At 72.0% G+C, this 15,148-nt stretch carries 13 protein-coding genes; 3 read left to right on the top strand and 10 right to left on the bottom strand.

Features of this window, described 5'->3' with window-relative positions; translation table 11 throughout:
* Positions 1 to 130: 130 nt before the first annotated feature.
* Both istB and istA read right to left on the bottom strand, forming a co-directional pair.
* Positions 131 to 916 (bottom strand): IS21-like element helper ATPase IstB, encoded by a 786-nt coding sequence (gene istB / locus AC1Q5D_RS08050; protein ID WP_481736795.1) that lies wholly within the window; start codon positions 914 to 916, stop codon positions 131 to 133.
* Positions 916 to 2,439: an IS21 family transposase gene (gene istA / locus AC1Q5D_RS08045; RefSeq protein ID WP_481736794.1), complete on the bottom strand. Its 1,524-nt coding sequence runs from the start codon at positions 2,437 to 2,439 to the stop codon at positions 916 to 918. The genes istB and istA overlap by 1 nt, the downstream gene beginning before the upstream one ends.
* Positions 2,440 to 2,812: 373 nt before the next feature.
* Between istA and AC1Q5D_RS08040 the strand changes: the two genes are divergently transcribed.
* Positions 2,813 to 3,190, top strand: coding sequence for a hypothetical protein (locus AC1Q5D_RS08040; RefSeq protein ID WP_481738060.1), 378 nt, complete (start codon positions 2,813 to 2,815; stop codon positions 3,188 to 3,190).
* A 344-nt stretch (positions 3,191 to 3,534) separates the two neighbouring features.
* Here the strand turns inward: AC1Q5D_RS08040 and purU are convergent, their stop codons facing one another.
* The 7 genes from purU to glyA form a co-directional block, all read right to left on the bottom strand.
* Entirely contained in the window at positions 3,535 to 4,410 is an 876-nt protein-coding gene (purU, locus tag AC1Q5D_RS08035; protein WP_481738059.1) for a formyltetrahydrofolate deformylase, read from the bottom strand.
* A gap of 95 nt (positions 4,411 to 4,505) precedes the next feature.
* Positions 4,506 to 5,888, bottom strand: a complete 1,383-nt coding sequence (locus tag AC1Q5D_RS08030) for an L-serine ammonia-lyase (protein WP_481738058.1) — start codon at positions 5,886 to 5,888, stop codon at positions 4,506 to 4,508.
* Complete coding sequence (locus AC1Q5D_RS08025) at positions 5,888 to 6,541, bottom strand: sarcosine oxidase subunit gamma (protein WP_481738057.1); 654 nt, start codon at positions 6,539 to 6,541, stop codon at positions 5,888 to 5,890. Before AC1Q5D_RS08025 ends, AC1Q5D_RS08030 begins: the two co-directional genes overlap by 1 nt.
* Complete coding sequence (locus AC1Q5D_RS08020) at positions 6,534 to 9,443, bottom strand: sarcosine oxidase subunit alpha family protein (protein WP_481738056.1); 2,910 nt, start codon at positions 9,441 to 9,443, stop codon at positions 6,534 to 6,536. Before AC1Q5D_RS08020 ends, AC1Q5D_RS08025 begins: the two co-directional genes overlap by 8 nt.
* Entirely contained in the window at positions 9,440 to 9,736 is a 297-nt protein-coding gene (locus AC1Q5D_RS08015; protein ID WP_481738055.1) for a sarcosine oxidase subunit delta, read from the bottom strand. Before AC1Q5D_RS08015 ends, AC1Q5D_RS08020 begins: the two co-directional genes overlap by 4 nt.
* Positions 9,737 to 9,747: 11 nt before the next feature.
* Entirely contained in the window at positions 9,748 to 10,965 is a 1,218-nt protein-coding gene (locus tag AC1Q5D_RS08010; protein ID WP_481738054.1) for a sarcosine oxidase subunit beta family protein, read from the bottom strand.
* Positions 10,965 to 12,302, bottom strand: coding sequence for a serine hydroxymethyltransferase (gene glyA / locus AC1Q5D_RS08005; protein WP_481738053.1), 1,338 nt, complete (start codon positions 12,300 to 12,302; stop codon positions 10,965 to 10,967). Before glyA ends, AC1Q5D_RS08010 begins: the two co-directional genes overlap by 1 nt.
* A gap of 118 nt (positions 12,303 to 12,420) precedes the next feature.
* Here glyA and AC1Q5D_RS08000 point away from each other — a divergent pair, with 118 nt between their 5' ends.
* Together AC1Q5D_RS08000 and AC1Q5D_RS07995 are read left to right on the top strand one after the other, a co-directional pair.
* Positions 12,421 to 13,080, top strand: coding sequence for a GntR family transcriptional regulator (locus tag AC1Q5D_RS08000; protein ID WP_481738052.1), 660 nt, complete (start codon positions 12,421 to 12,423; stop codon positions 13,078 to 13,080).
* A 61-nt stretch (positions 13,081 to 13,141) separates the two neighbouring features.
* Positions 13,142 to 13,969 carry an IclR family transcriptional regulator gene (locus tag AC1Q5D_RS07995; RefSeq protein ID WP_481738051.1) on the top strand — a complete coding sequence of 276 codons (828 nt, stop codon included), beginning with the start codon at positions 13,142 to 13,144 and terminating at the stop codon, positions 13,967 to 13,969.
* On the opposite strand, the gene AC1Q5D_RS07990 is transcribed toward AC1Q5D_RS07995, so the two are convergent.
* Entirely contained in the window at positions 13,908 to 15,098 is a 1,191-nt protein-coding gene (locus AC1Q5D_RS07990) for an aromatic ring-hydroxylating oxygenase subunit alpha (protein ID WP_481738050.1), read from the bottom strand. The two genes, AC1Q5D_RS07995 and AC1Q5D_RS07990, sit on opposite strands and share 62 nt — an antisense overlap.
* Positions 15,099 to 15,148: the final 50 nt, after the last annotated feature.

Below are 15,148 nucleotides of genomic sequence, written 5' to 3'. Positions count from 1 at the left end.
TGTCAACGGCCAGTAGGAATTGCCCGTGGGCGGCCAGCGGTTCTGCCCGCTGGTGGCCAGGGAAAGTGCCCACTGGTGGCCGGCTGGTTTGCCCGCGGGACGGGTGGTTGGTGCCGGCCACTGGTGGTGTCTAGGTCAGTGGCATGACTCCCTTTCCGGCCAGGGCCTGGGTGAGTCGGACGGAGTCGCCGGTGGTTTGGCAGACGTGGGCGTGGTGGAGGAGCCGGTCCACGGTGGCGGTGGCCAGGGTCTTGGGCATGAGCTCGTCGAAGCCGGCGGGGTGCAGGTTCGAGGACACGGCCACGGAGCGTTTCTCGTAGGCGGCGTCCACGACCCGGTAGAGGCCCTCGGCGGCGTCGGTGGCCACTGCAAGCAGGCCGATGTCGTCGATCACGACGAGGTCGGCGCGCAGGATCCGGGCCACGGCCTTGGTCACGGTGTCGTCGGCCCGGTGGGCGCGGATGAGCGCGCCGAGGTCCTCGAGGGTGAACCAGGCGACCCGCTTGCCTTCCTCGACGGCCTGTTGGCCCAGGGCCTCGAGGAAGAAGGTCTTGCCGGTGCCGGAGGGTCCGCAGACGACGAGGTTCTCCTTGCGGTGGATCCATTCCAGGGTCCGCAGGGCCTGCTGGGTCGGGGCCGGGATCGAGGAGGCTGTCTCGTCCCAGAGGGCGAAGGTCTTGCCGGTGGGGAACCCGGCGGCCTTGCGCCGGGTGGCGAGCATGGAGCGGGCCCGGCCCGCGGTTTCCTCGGCCAGCAGGGCCTTGACGGTCTCGGCCGGTTCCCAGCGCTGGGCGCGGGCGGTGGCCAGCACCTCGGGGGCGACGGCGCGGGCGTGGGGCATCTTCAGCTGGCGCATCAGCGCCGCGAGGTCCTCGGGCAGGGCCGGGGCGGTGGTGTTCGGGGTGGCGATGCCCATCAGGGGTGCTCCTTCCCGGAGGTGGTGGCGCCCAGGCCCGCCCAGCCGGCGGTGCCCTGGGTCAGGGACGTCCCCTCGTCGGCGGTGCGCAGCCCGGGCCGGTGCCCGGCGGCGGTGAGCAGGGAGGCTAGGTCCCCGTGGGCGAAGCGGTGGTGGACCGCGGCGAGGCCGAGGGCCTTGTCGACCTCGTTGGTCCCGGCGATCTTGGCCAGGGCGACGGCCTCGGCCATCTTGGCGTTGATGCGGTGCGCGCCCGCGGCGGCGGCCTCGAGCAGCCAGGACCTCGCGCCCGCGCCGATGCCCAGGAACTCGGCCTCGGCCTTCGAGCGCGGCACCGGGGTGTGGTCCCCAGGGACCTTGGCCGGGTCGTGGTCGGGGAAGTGGGAGTCGTCGATCGCCGGGGACCCGGGCGCGGCCACCGGATGCCGGGCGACCTCGAGGGCACCGTCGGGGCCGGCGTGGACGATCACGACCCTCGCGTCGGCGCCGGTGCCGTGTTGGCGGATGAAGACCTCGGCGCCGAGCAGGTGGGCCGGGACGGAGTACTGGGCGTTCTCGTAGGAGACCATCGGCGTGTTCGGCGGCACCTTCCGGCCCGTCCCGTAGGCGATCGTGTGCGCGGCGTCGGGGACCCGGTGCAGGGCGGGGGCCTCGTCGGCGAGCATATCCACGGGCCGGCGGCGGGTGGTGCGGTGCTCGCGGGAGTTCACCAGGTCCATGAACGCCTGGCAGGCCGCCTCGAGCTCGGCGAACGAGGCGTAGGAGCCGCGCAGGTTGGTGTCCTTGGGCACGAGGTCGGCCTTGGAGACCTTGACCGCGTTCTCCACCCCGCCCTTCGACGCCGGGTCGGCAGGCTGGCAGGTGAGGACCTCGACCGAGTAGTGCTTCGCGAACGCGACGGTCGCCTCGTTGCGCACCGGCACCCCGGCCACGTGCATCGTGGTCACCGTCTTCTCGTTGTCCGTCAGCACGTACGTCGGGGCCCCGCCGATGATCCTGAAGGTGCGGTCCAGGGCGGCGAAGACGCTCGGGGCGGTCCGGTCGCGCAGCGCGAGCACGATCCGGTACCGCGACCATGCGAGCCAGGCCACGAACAGCACCGTCTTGACCCCGCCGATGACCGGTCCGTCGCCGAAGTCGTACTGCAGCCAGCCGCCGGGCTCGGTGATCCAGGGCCGGTGCACCCGCCGCCTCCCGCGGCGGTAGGCGTCCTTCGCGGTCGCCACGGCACGGCGGGTCGAGCGCTCCGAACCGGCGTAGCCCATCGACACGAGCTTGTCGTGCACGACGTCGGCGCGGATCCGGCCCCGGGACTTGTCGACCCATTCCTCGATCTTCGCGTCCCAGTCGTCGGTGACCTTGGGCCGTTCCGGACCCGCGCCGGGGGCACGGCCGGCATCGCGGGCCCTCACGAGCCGGTCGACGGTGTGGTGGGAGCACCCGTGGATCTCCGCGGTGCTGCGTAGGGACCTGGTGAGGTCGTAGGTGGCAAGAATATTCACGGTTTCTAGGGCATCCTTCATTCAGGGCCTCTTCCTGCTGCGGATTCGATTCGACACCGACATCCAACCGGGAAGAGGCCCCCGCCGTCCTCAGAACACGGCAGGGCTAACGAGCAATGCGGGCAAACCAGCCGGCCACAAATGGGCAGTTTCCGTGGCCATACGCGGGCAGTCCCCGTGGCCGTCAGCGGGCAATTCCCTGGCCACCTACGGGCAGTTTTCCATGGCCGCTAACAGCGGGCTGCTGTGTACCTCGCTTCCGCGGACTGTCGTCGACTGCACCAGATTCCTCGGGAGGGCCGCAGGGATCGTGTTGGCGGACTCGGCCGTGAGGAGCGGTACGACGGCACAGGAACTCGAATCCGCGCTTGCCCAAGCAGGCGCCGGTCGCGGCGTGCGGAAGGCACGATGGGCCCTCGGGCTGGCCGACGCCCGATCGGAATCCGTCGCCGAGTCCCGGCTGCGGCTCATGCTCCATGACTGGGGCATTCCGGCACCAGTCCTGCAGTACCCCGTGGAGACGCATCTCGGCCGGTACCGGGCGGACTTCGCCTGGCCCGAGTACGGGCTCGTGATCGAAGTGCACGGGGACGGGAAGTACTTCATGGAGACCCCGACCGGCCGGAAGCTGCTCGAGGAGAGGAAGCGCGAGGCGGCCTTTGCGGAGGCCGGCCTGCGGATCCTCAATGTCTGGTGGGACCAGCTCGGCGCCCCCGACCTCCAACGCCGCGTGCGCGCGCACCTGGCTCCCATGCTGCGCGCGGTCGCCTGACGCGGCCCGGCGCTCGCGCCCGCGTCATGGTTTCGCGGCGATGTCGCCCTCACCAACCGGCGATCTCGCGACCCGCGGGGTGATATTGGCCGGGAGGGGTGACGTCGGGCGGGAGGGGTGACGTCAGGCGGGTGCCGTGGCGCGGGGCGGTGGCGTCGGCAGGGAGGGGTGATATTGGCCGGGAGGGGTGACGTTGGCCGGGAGGGGTGACTTCGGGCGGTCGTGTGGGGCTCGGTGGTGGCGGCGTGTAGGGGAGGCGAAGGCGGCTGGGTCGGGCCGCTGGGGCAGGCGGCTGGGTCGGGCCGGCGGGACATGCCCGCGGTCCGCCCCAGCCCCGCCAGCGCCTAGCGCAGGACGACCGTGCGGTGCCCGTTGAGGAAGACGCGGCCCTCGCAGTGCCACTTCACGGCGTTCGAGAGCGCCTTGCACTCGGTGTCGCGGCCGGCGGCGACCAGGTCCTCGGGGCCGAACGTGTGGTCCACCTCGACGACCTGCTGGGCGATGATCGGACCCTCGTCCAGCTCGCTGTTGACGTAGTGGGCCGTCGCGCCGACGGTCTTCACGCCGCGGTCGTAGGCCTGGTGGTACGGCTTGGCGCCCTTGAAGGAGGGCAGGAACGAGTGGTGGATGTTGATGGCCCGGCCGGTCAGCTCGCGGGCCAGGTCGTCGGAGAGGACCTGCATGTAGCGGGCCAGCACGACCAGGTCGATCTCGAACCGGTCCACGAGCTCCAGCAGCCGGCCCTCCGCCTCGGGCTTCGTCTCCTTCGTGACCGGGACGTGGAAGAACGGGACGCCGTGCCACTCGACGAGCTGGCGGTGGTCGGGGTGGTTGGAGACGACGGCCGCGATCTCCACGGGCAGCTCGCCCATCCGCGCCCGGAACAGCAGGTCGTTCAGGCAGTGCCCGAACTTCGAGACCATGACCAGCACGCGCCGCTTCTCGCCGTTGGCCCGCAGGTCCCACTCGGCCGAGAGGTCCTTGGCGAGCGCCGAGACGTCGGCGCGCAGCGCCTCCAGGGTCGAGCCGGGGATCTCCTGGCCAGCCACCGCGAAGTGGATGCGCAGGAAGAACCGGCCGGCGAGCGGGTCGTCGAACTGCTTGAGCTCGACGATGTCGCCGCCGTGCTTGAGCAGGACGCCGGTCACGGCGTGGACGATGCCCGGGCGCTCGGGGCAGTCAAGCGTCAGGACGTAGTGGTCTGCGGTGGTGGTGTCCATGGTCGTTCCCCTGGGGTCGTGGGCCCGGCGGCCCGGCTAGAAGTAGGGTGACCGTTCCCCGGCCGGCCGCTGCGTAGCCGGCCGGGGAACGGAAGTCAGCACTCAACCACGTTAACGGCTAGGCCGCCGCGCGAGGTCTCCTTGTACTTGGATTTCATGTCGGCGCCGGTCTGGCGCATGGTGGCGATGGCCTGGTCGAGGGTCACCCGGTGTGTGCCGTCGCCGGCCAGCGCCAGGCGGGCCGCGTTGATGGCCTTCACGGAGGCGATCGCGTTGCGCTCGATGCACGGCACCTGGACCAGGCCGCCGACGGGGTCGCAGGTGAGGCCGAGGTTGTGCTCGATCCCGATCTCCGCCGCGTTCTCGACCTGCTCGGGCGTCCCGCCGAGCACCGCGCACAGCGCGCCGGCCGCCATGGAGCAGGCCGAACCGACCTCGCCCTGGCAGCCGACCTCCGCCCCGGAGATCGAGGCGTTGCGCTTGAAGAGCATCCCGATCGCCCCGGCCGTGAGCAGGAAGTCGACGACGGCGTCGTCGTCCCCGCCCACGAACCGCGTGAAGTAGTGCAGCACCGCCGGGATGATGCCCGCGGCCCCGTTGGTCGGCGCCGTCACGATCCGCCCGCCGGACGCGTTCTCCTCGTTCACGGCCAGCGCGTAGAGGTTCACCCACTCCATGGCCCACAGCGGGTCCTCGGTGGTGCGGGCGGCCTCCTCGGCACGCAGCCGTTCCCGGAGGGCCCCGGCCCGGCGGCGGACCTTCAGCCCGCCGGGCAGCGTGGCCTCGGTCCGCGTGCAGCCGTTCTCGACGCACTCCTGCATCACGGCCCAGATGCGCAGCAGGGCCGCGCGCAGGTCCGCCTCCTCGTGGCGGGTCCGCTCGTTCGCCAGCATGACGCCGGCGATCGAGAGCCCGGACTCGCGGCAGCGGTCCAGGAGCTCCCCGCCCGACGCGAACGGGTAGGGCTCCGGCGCCTCCGGCGCGGCGGGCGCGGGGGCGTCCAGCTCGTGGGCGTCGACGACGAAGCCGCCGCCCACCGAGTAGTACTCCCGCTCCGCCAGGACGCCGCCGTCGTCCCCGAACGCCGTCAGGCGCATCGCGTTGGGGTGGCCCGGCAGCGAGCGGCGCCGGTGCAGGACGACGTCCCGGGCCCGGTCGAACGCGACCGCGTGCTCCCCGCCCAGGGCCAGCTTGCGGGAGGCCACCGCGTCGGCCACGAGCCCGGGGGCCGCGTCCGCGTCGATGGTCTCCGGGTCGCAGCCGGCCAGGCCGAGGACCACGGCGGCGTCGGAACCGTGCCCCACGCCGGTGGCGCCGAGCGAGCCGAACAGCTCGCCCTTGACCCGCGCCACCGACGTGAGGATGCCCTCGGCGGCCAGCGCCTGCGTGAAGCGCCGCGCCGCCCGCATCGGCCCCACCGTGTGCGATGAGGAGGGGCCGATGCCGACCGAGAACAGGTCCAGGACGCTGAGCGCCATTACGCGACCTCGTCCGCCGCGAACTCCTCCATGGCGTCCAGCAGCCAGCGGACGGTGTAGTCCGCGAAGGAGGCCCGCGGGTAGATGCGGAACGCCTGCTCGCCGGAGCGGTGCAGGAGGACCGGCACCGGGCCGAGCTGGGTCGCGACGGCGCGGCCGACGGCGAAGGACCGCGGGTGCAGGTCCGCGTGGCAGCCCTTCTCCAGCACGGCCCGGGCGCTGGCCCCGGTCAGCTCGAGGATGGTGCGGTTGGCGGACAGGTCCACGGCCTGGCCGGGCAGGCCCTCGAGGGCCTGGGCCGCCGCGTCGGCGTCGCCGGGGCGCTGCTCGCGGGAGACGTCCACGGCGAGGAACTCGTCCGGGGACAGCCACAGCACGTGCGCGCCGTCGGCGTCGCCGGTGGTCTCGCCGTGGGCCGCCGGCAGCGGCAGCCCGAGCACGCGCTCGAGCGCCGCGGCCGAGTCGGATCCGGGCGTGGCCCGCAGGCCGAGCTGGACGGCGAACGCGATCTCGCGCAGCGCCACCGAGCGCTCGCCGGCCACCTCGGCCGCGCGCATGGCGTCGGCCAGGTGCGCGGCGGGGGAGACGCGGAGTGCGGAGGCCGGTCCGGCGTTGGTGCCGGGGTTCTCCAGGGTCAGGGTGTTCTCAGCCATCGCGACGGCTCCCTTCGGGGTCGTAGAGGACGGGGGACGTGATTTCGACGTCGACGAGCTCGCCGTTCAGCGGGGCCTGGACGACCTCGCCGAGCCGGTTGCGCCCGTTCTCCACCATGGCCAGGCCGAACGGGCGGCCCAGCGCGGCGGACTGGTAGGAGGAGGTGACGTGGCCGATCATCGGCACCGGCGCCTCCTGCGGCGTGATCGGCGTGCCGGCGGCGACCAGCTGGGCGCCCTCCGGCAGGCGGGTGGACTTGTCGACCGGCAGGACGCCGACCAGGTGCTTGCGGTCCTCGCGGGACGTGTCCGCCCGGCTGTAGGAGCGCTTGCCGATGAAGTCCTTCGCCTTCGAGACGACCCACTCCATCCCGGCGTCCTGCGGGGTCACCGTGCCGTCGGTGTCCTGGCCGACGATGATGAAGCCCTTCTCGGCGCGCAGCACGTGCATGGTCTCCGTGCCGTACGGGGTGATGTTGAACTCCGCCCCGGCCTCGGCGACGGCCTCCCAGACGGCCAGGCCGTGGAACGCCTCGACGTTGATCTCGAACGCCAGTTCGCCGGAGAAGGAGATCCGGCAGATGCGGGCGTCGATCCCGTTGGCCAGCGTGGTCTCGCGGAAGGCCATGAACGGGAACGCGTCGTTGGACAGGTCCAGCTCCGGGGCCAGCTTCTCGAGGACCGCGCGGGACTTCGGGCCGACGACGGCGATCGTGCTCCACTGCTCGGTCGCGGACGTCATGGTCACGTCCAGCTCCGGCCACTCCGTCTGGTGCCACTCCTCGAGCCACTCCAGGACCTTGGCGGCGCCGCCGGTGGTCGTGGTCATGAAGTAGCGGTCCTCGGACAGGCGCAGGGTCACGCCGTCGTCGAACACCATGCCGTCGGCGGTGCACATGACGCCGTAGCGGCCCATGCCGACCTTGAGCTTCTTGAAGCCGTTCGTGTAGACGCGGTTGAGGAACTCGCCGGCGTCCGTGCCGCGGATCTCGATCTTGCCCAGCGTCGTGGCGTCCATGAAGCCCACGGACTCGCGCACGGCGGCGCACTCGCGCAGCACGGCCGCGTCCATGTCCTCGCCCGGCTGCGGGAAGTACCAGGGGCGCTTCCACTGGCCCACGTCCTCGAACAGCGCGCCGTGGGCGACGTGCCACGGGTGGATCGAGGTGATGCGGGCCGGGTCGAACAGCTCGCCGCGGCGGCGTCCGGCCAGGGCGGTGAAGGCGACCGGGGTGAACGGGGCGCGGAACGTCGTGGTGCCGATGGCGCCCGGGTCCTGCTCGTTCAGGGCGGCGGCGATGACGCCGATGGCGTTCACGCCGCTGGTCTTGCCCTGGTCGTTGGCCGTGGAGATGGACGTGTAGCGCTTGACGTGCTCGACCGAGCGCATCCCCGCGCCGGTCGCGCGCAGCACGTCGGCGACGCTCTGGTCGCGCTGCAGGTCCACGAAGTGGGTGTCCCACTCGCGCGGCTCGCCGGTCAGGCCGGGGACCAGCCAGAGCGGGCGGACCGGGCCGGCGACGGCGGCCGGCGCGGACGGGACGACCAGCGGGGCCGAGCGTCCGGTGCGCTGCGCGGCCGTGTGGCCGGCGTTCGCGCCCTCGGCGAGGGCCTCGTGGGTGCTGTACGAGCCGTTGAGGGCGCCGGCGGTCTGCTGGTCGGCGACCGGGGCGGCGGGCACGAAGCCGGCGACGGCCTCGTCCCAGCGGATCTTGCCCTGGCGCTGGCTGTGCAGGTGGACGACCGGGGAGAACCCGCCGGAGACCGCGAGCAGGTCCGCCTCGATGGTCTCGGGCTCGCCGGCGAGGGCGCCGGCGGCGTCGATGGCGCTGACGGTGACCGCGCTGACGCGGCCCGCCGGGCCGTCCCCGGCGGTGTCGACGACGGCGGCGCCGAAGACTCCGCGCACGCCGGTCGCCTCGAGGACCGCGGCGGCGGTCGCCGAGGGCTCCGGACGGGAGTCGACGACGGCGGCGACGCCGAGGCCGGCCGCGTGCAGGTCCTCGACGAGCGCGTAGGCGCTGTCGTTGGTGGTGGCGACGACGGCGTTGGTCCCCGCGGCGGCGGCGTACCGGTTCAGGTAGCTGCGCACGGCGCCGGCGAGCATGACGCCCGGGCGGTCGTTGTTCGCGAAGACGATCGGCCGCTCGTGGGCGCCGGTGGCGAGCACGACCTGCGAGGCCCGGACGTGCCAGACGCGCTGCCGGGACACGCCGCGGCGCTCGCGCGCCGGCAGGTGGTCGGTGCGGTGCTGGACGGCGATGACGTAGTTGGAGTCGTAGCTGCCGAACGCGGTGGTGCGGGGCAGGTACGTGAACTCCTCGCTCCCGGCCAGGCGGTCCATGGTGGACGCGACCCAGTCGAGCGCGTCGGCGCCGTCGATGGTCTCCCCGCGGGCGGAGAGCAGCGAGCCGCCGGCGGCCGGCTGGTCGTCGATGAGCATGGTGCGCGCACCGGTCTTGGCGGCCTCGCGGGCCGCGGCCAGGCCGGCCGGGCCGGCGCCGACGACGAGCACGTCCGCGTGCACGTACTTGCGGTCGTAGAGGGCCTCGTCCTTGCGCGGGTCGAGCGTGCCCAGGCCGGAGAGGTAGGAGGCCTTCAGGCCGTCCGTGAGGCCGACCGTGGTGGCGGCGAGCATGGACTCGTCGACGTGGCCCGGGAAGCGGGCCTCCACGGAGACGAGGGCGTTGGCCTCTTCGACCCCGGCGGCCAGGATGCCGCGGGCGCGGCCCCTGTACATGGACTGGCCGCAGTCGAGGCGCCCGGCCGCGACGAGCGCGCTGGCGATCGTGTCCCCGGCGAAGCCGGTGTACTCGGTGCCGTCGACGCTGAAGGAGACCTCGCGGGTGCGGTCGATGCCGTGGCCGGCGGCGCGGCCGGCGTCCAGGCGGGAGGTGGTCACTGGTTTCCCCCTTCGGTGGTGGCGGCCGGCTGGGGCTCGCCCATGCGGTAGGTGGCCTTGAATTCGTAGGTGGCGGTGTCGCGGAGGGCGTTGAACCACTTCCGGCACCCGGTGGAGTGGTTCCAGCGCTCCGCGAAGAGGCCCTTGGGGTTTGCGCGGTAGAACAGGAATTCGGCCCACTCGCGGTCGGTCAGTGCGTACGGGTCCTCGGGGTAGGCGACGTGGGCCTCGCCCCCGTAGTGGAACTCGGTCTCGTCGCGGGGCCCGCACTCGGGGCAGTTGATGAGCAGCATGGCGGTCCTTCCTAGTGCGCGACGGCGGCGGCGCCGTGCTCGTCGATGAGGTGGCCGGTTTCGAAGCGGTCCAGCGCGAACGGTGCGTTCAGCGGGTGGGCCTCGCCGGTGGCGATGGTGTGGGCGAACGTGTAGCCCGAGCCCGGCGTGCCCTTGAACCCGCCGGTGCCCCAGCCGCAGTTGACGTAGAGCTCGTCGATGGGCGTCGCCGAGACGATCGGGGAGGCGTCCAGCGTCGTGTCCACGATGCCGCCCCAGGTGCGCAGCAGGTGCGCCCGGGCGAAGATCGGGAACAGTTCGACGGCGGCGGACATCTGCTCCTCGATGACGTGGAAGCCGCCGCGCTGGCCGTACCCGTTGTAGGAGTCGATGCCCGCGCCCATGACGAGCTCGCCCTTGTGGGCCTGGGAGACGTACACGTGCACGTGGTTGGACATCACGACGGTCGGGTGGACCGGCTCGAACAGCTCGGAGACGAGCGCCTGCAGCGGGTGGGACTGGATCGGCAGGCGGAAGCCGGCCAGGTCGGCGAGCACGGAGGAGTGGCCGGCGGCCGCCAGGGCCACCTTGCCGGCGTTGATCCGCCCGCGGTTGGTCTCCACGCCGACGACGCGGTTGCCGTCCTTGATGAAGCCGGTGACCTCGCAGTTCTGGATGATGTCCACGCCCATCTCGTTGCACTTGCGGGCGAAGGCCCAGGCGACGTGGTCGTGCTTGGCGATGCCGGCGCGCGGCTGGTAGGTCGCGCCCATGACCGGGTAGCGGATGTCCTCGGAGGTGTTGAGGATCGGGCACAGCTCCTTGACCTGGTCCGGGGTCAGCCACTCGGCGTCGACCCCGTTCAGGACGTTCGCGTTGACGCGGCGCTGGGACTCGCGGACGTCCTGGAGCGTGTGCGCCAGGTTCATGACGCCGCGCTGGGAGAACAGGAAGTCGTAGTCCAGCTCCTCCGGCAGGCCCTCCCAGAGCTTCAGGGAGTGCTCGTAGATCGCCGCGGACTCGTCCCAGAGGTAGTTCGAGCGGATGATCGTCGTGTTGCGGGCCATGTTGCCGCCGGCGAGCCAGCCGCGCTCCAGAATGGCGATGTTCGTCATCCCGTGGTTCTTGGCCAGGTAGTAGGCGGTGGCCAGGCCGTGGCCGCCGCCGCCGACGATCACGGCGTCGTAGCTGGGCTTGGGGTCCGGGTTGTTCCAGAGGAAATCCGGGTGTTCGGGCAGCAGATCAGCCATCACTGGGCTCCCATCGGTGCGAGGTTCGGGTACAGCGGGTGGGCGGCGGCGAGGGCGGTGACGCGCTCGCGGAGGCCGTCGAGGGTGGTCTGGTCGGGGCCGTTCTCGGCGGTGCCGGCGATCAGGGCCTGGGCGATGATCTCGGCGACCTCCGCGAAGGCCTCCTCGCCGAAGCCGCGGGTGGCCAGGGCGGGGGTGCCGATCCGCAGACCGGAGGTGGTCATCGGCGGACGCGGGTCGAACGGGACGGCGTTGCGGTTGATCGTGATGTCGATCGCGGCCAGCAGGTCCTCGCCCTGGCGGCCGTCCAGCGCGGAGTGGCGCAGGTCGACCAGGACCAGATGCACGTCCGTGCCGCCGGTCAGGACGCTGATGCCGCGCTCGGCGACGTCCGGCCGGGAGAGGCGCTCGGCGAGGATGCGGGCGCCGGCGAGCGTGCGCTCCTGGCGCTCGCGGAAGCCCTCGCCGGCCGCGATGCCGAAGGCCACGGCCTTGCCCGCGATGACGTGCTCGAGCGGGCCGCCCTGCTGGCCGGGGAAGACGGCGGAGTTGATCTTTTTGGCGATGTCCGCGTCGTTGGTCAGGATGATGCCTCCGCGCGGGCCGGCCAGCGTCTTGTGCGTGGTGGACGTGACGACGTGGGCGTGCGGGACGGGGGAGGGGTGCAGCCCCGTGGCGACCAGACCGGCGAAGTGGGCCATGTCGACCATCAGGTACGCGCCGACCTCGTCGGCGATCGCCCGGAAACGGGCGAAGTCGAGCTGGCGCGGGTAGGCGGACCAGCCCGCGATGATCAGCTGCGGCTTGTGCTCGCGGGCCAACTCGGCGACCAGGTCCATGTCCACCGTGTGGCTGGCCTCGTCGACGCCGTAGGCGACGACGTTGTAGAGCTTGCCGGAGAAGTTGATGCGCATCCCGTGGGTCAGGTGCCCGCCGTGGGCCAGGTCGAGCCCGAGGATGGTGTCGCCCGGCTTGATCAGGGCGTGCATCGCGGAGGCGTTGGCCTGCGCGCCGGAGTGCGGCTGCACGTTCGCGTACTCGGCGCCGAAGAGCGCCTTCACGCGGTCGATCGCCAGCGTCTCGATGGCGTCGACGTGCTCGCAGCCGCCGTAGTAGCGCTTGCCCGGGTAGCCCTCGGCGTACTTGTTCGTCAGCACCGACCCCTGGGCCTGCATGACGGCCGCGGCGGTGTGGTTCTCCGACGCGATCATCTCCAGGCCATCGCGCTGGCGGGCGAGTTCCGCGTCGATGTGGGCCGCGACCTCGGGGTCGAGCTCGGCCAGGGACGCGGCCAGTTCGGCCGGGACCCGAAGGGCGCTGTCCGCCACCTGCGTCATGTGATGTCCTCCTCGTAGATCTTTCGTCGACCACTGATATATCAATGTCGGAATCAGAGTATGATGGGGATCACAGGACGTCAAGACCCCGGTTTCCGCCGGACCGAACGGAGGACGCATGAGCACGCAGACCGACGCCCCGCCGAGCGGGCTCTCGTTGGCCGAACAGGCCTACAGGACGCTGCGCGACCGCCTCATCATGCTCGACATCCCGCCCGGCGACCCGCTCAACGAGGGCCAGCTCGCCGCCGAGCTCGGCTTCGGCCGCACCCCGCTGCGCGAGGCCCTCAAGCGCCTCGAGACGGACCACCTCGTGGTGTCCTACCCGCGCCGCGGGACGTTCGCGACGATCGTGGACATCACCGAGCTGGCCGCCATCTCGGAGGTGCGCCTGCTCCTGGAGCCGCTCGCGGCGCGCAAGGCCGCCCTGACCACCCACCCGGCGATCCGCGCCGAGCTGGAGCACGTCGCGGACGCCATCGGTTCGATCGACGCCGGCCGCGACCGCCGCGACCTGATGGAGTACGACCTCGAGGTCCACCGCCTGATCTACCGCGCCGCCGGCAACCACCACCTCGAGGAGTCCCTCATCCGCCTGGACAACCTCGCGACCCGCATCTGGTGCCTGGTCCTGGACCGGCTGCCCGCCATCACCGAGCACATCTCCGAGCACGTCGACCTCCTCCAGGCGATCCTCGACGCGGACGCGGACGCCGCCGCCAGGCTGGCCTCCGAGCACGTGCGCCACTTCGAGCGGGCGGTCCGGGCGGTGCTGTAGCCGCCGTCGTGCCCCCGGGCCGGCCCCGACCGCGCCGCGGCGGGTGTGGAATCATGTGCGCATGGCAGCCCACGACACGACTTCCGACGACACGGCCACCCCGGGCGGCATCCAGTCCGTGGACCGGGCCATCACGGTCCTGGAGATCCTGGCGCGCGACGGCGACGCCGGCGTGGGCGAGATCGCCGAGGAGATGGGCGTGCACAAGTCGACGGCCTCGCGGCTGCTCAGCGCCCTGGACTCCCGGGGCATGGTCGAGCAGGAGCAGGGGCGCGGCCGGTACCGCCTCGGGTTCACCGTCCTGCGCCTGGCCAGCTCCATCCCCGCGCGGCTCAGCCTGACCAAGGAGGCCCGGCCGGTGATCGAGGACCTGGCCTACGAGCTGCGCGAGACCGTGAACCTGGCGGTGCTGCGCGAGGGCTACGCCGTGAACATCGACCAGGCCCGCGGGCCGTCCTCCATCTCCATGTGGGACTGGATCGGCAACCTCACGCCCCTGCACGCGACCTCGAGCGGCAAGGTCCTGCTCGCCGGACTGGAGTCGGATCGCCGGGCCGAGGAGCTCGGCAACGGCCGCCTCGAGCGCTTCACGCCGCGGACCGTGACGGTCCGCGCCGAGCTCGAGCGCGAACTGGAGCTCGTCCGTACGCGGGGCTACGCGACCGTCTGCGAGGAGTGGGAGCAGGGGCTGAACGCCATCGCGGTCCCCGTGCTGGACCACCGCGGCTTCACGATCGCCGCCGTCAGCGTCGCCGGCCCGGCCTTCCGCTTCGACCCCGAACACGAGGCCGGCCTCCCGGAGCGGCTCCGGGAGGCCGGCCTCGCGATCAGTGCGCGGATGGGCTACACGCCCCCGGACGAGTCAGCGGAGCCTGCGGCGTCAGCGTAGCGGCGGCGACGTCCCCGACCCGCTCGGAGACCCACTCGTGGAACTCCCCGATGTGGTGCTCGCTCGGGACGAGGACCCCGCCCTGGGCGTACACGCGGGAGGACATCGCCGGCTGGCAGCGCTCGCAGGCGTCGAAGTCCTGCAGGTTGACGCGGTGGAAGAGCTCGACCGAGGCGTCGAGGTCGCGCCCTGACTCGACGACCTGCGGCAGGTACAGCCAGTCGCACTCGACGACGGTGTGGTCGGCGGCCATGGGGAACATGCGGTGGACGATGACGTGGTCCGGGACCAGGTTCACGAAGACCGTGGGCTTGATCGTGATCGCGTAGTAGCGCCGGTCCTGGTCCTCCGACACGCCGGGGATCCGGTCCAGGCCCTCGGACCCGTCGATCGTGAACCCCTTGACGTCGTCGCCGAACTCCGCGCCGTGGCCCACGAAGTACTGCGCGGCCAGGCCGTCGGCGAACTCGGGCAGCACCTCGGTCAGCTCCGGGTGGATGGTGGCGCAGTGGTAGCACTCCATGAAGTTCTCGATGATGAGCTTCCAGTTGGCCTTCACGTCGTAGCGGATCCGCCGCCCCAGGCTCAGGTTGGCCACGTCGTAGCCGTCGATCAGGCCCGCGTCGCCGAGGCGCTCGGAGATGGCGCCGACGACGTCGTCCTCGAAGCTCGGCGGCTCGTCGGCGAGGCACACCCACACGTAGCCCATGAACTCGCGGACGTGGACCTTCGCGAGGCCGTACGTGTCGCGGTCGATGTCCGGCATCTTCGTCAGGTTGGGGGCGGCGATGAGCTTGCCCTCGAGGTCGTACGTCCAGGCGTGGTAGGGGCACTGGAACGAGCGCTTCGCCTCGCCGCTCTCCTCCATGCACAGCTTGACGCCGCGGTGGCGGCAGACGTTGTAGAACGCGCGGATCCCGCCCTTCCGGGTGCGGCTGATGAGCACGCTCTCGCGGCCGACCTGCACCGTGCGCCAGGCGCCGGGCTTGTCCAGGTCCGCCGAGCGGACGGCGCAGAACCACATCTGCTCGAAGATCCGCTCCTGCTCGGCGCGGAAGACGGCCTCGTCCACGTACGTGTGGCCGGGCAGGGTGGCGATCAGGCTCTCGGAGATGACGGTCTGGGACATGCTTGCTCCTTGGAGTGGCAGTGGTGGCGGTGGTGGCAGTGGTGGGGCGG

The organism is Arthrobacter paludis (assembly GCF_056782315.1).
The sequence above is the reverse complement of the archived record's forward strand: the minus strand, read 5'-3'. Positions and strand labels throughout refer to the sequence as shown.

Bases quoted from the DNA above. Each gene is read 5' to 3' on its own strand.
- glyA (WP_481738053.1), bottom strand. From the start codon at position 12,302: ATGACGCAGGTGGCGGACAGCGCCCTTCGGGTCCCGGCCGAACTGGCC.
- AC1Q5D_RS08025 (WP_481738057.1), bottom strand. From the start codon at position 6,541: ATGGCTGAGAACACCCTGACCCTGGAGAACCCCGGCACCAACGCCGGA.
- AC1Q5D_RS08010 (WP_481738054.1), bottom strand. From the start codon at position 10,965: ATGGCTGATCTGCTGCCCGAACACCCGGATTTCCTCTGGAACAACCCG.
- AC1Q5D_RS08015 (WP_481738055.1), bottom strand. From the start codon at position 9,736: ATGCTGCTCATCAACTGCCCCGAGTGCGGGCCCCGCGACGAGACCGAG.
- AC1Q5D_RS07995 (WP_481738051.1), top strand. From the start codon at position 13,142: ATGGCAGCCCACGACACGACTTCCGACGACACGGCCACCCCGGGCGGC.
- istA (WP_481736794.1), bottom strand. From the start codon at position 2,439: ATGAAGGATGCCCTAGAAACCGTGAATATTCTTGCCACCTACGACCTC.
- AC1Q5D_RS08030 (WP_481738058.1), bottom strand. From the start codon at position 5,888: ATGGCGCTCAGCGTCCTGGACCTGTTCTCGGTCGGCATCGGCCCCTCC.
- AC1Q5D_RS07990 (WP_481738050.1), bottom strand. From the start codon at position 15,098: ATGTCCCAGACCGTCATCTCCGAGAGCCTGATCGCCACCCTGCCCGGC.
- purU (WP_481738059.1), bottom strand. From the start codon at position 4,410: ATGGACACCACCACCGCAGACCACTACGTCCTGACGCTTGACTGCCCC.
- AC1Q5D_RS08000 (WP_481738052.1), top strand. From the start codon at position 12,421: ATGAGCACGCAGACCGACGCCCCGCCGAGCGGGCTCTCGTTGGCCGAA.
- istB (WP_481736795.1), bottom strand. From the start codon at position 916: ATGGGCATCGCCACCCCGAACACCACCGCCCCGGCCCTGCCCGAGGAC.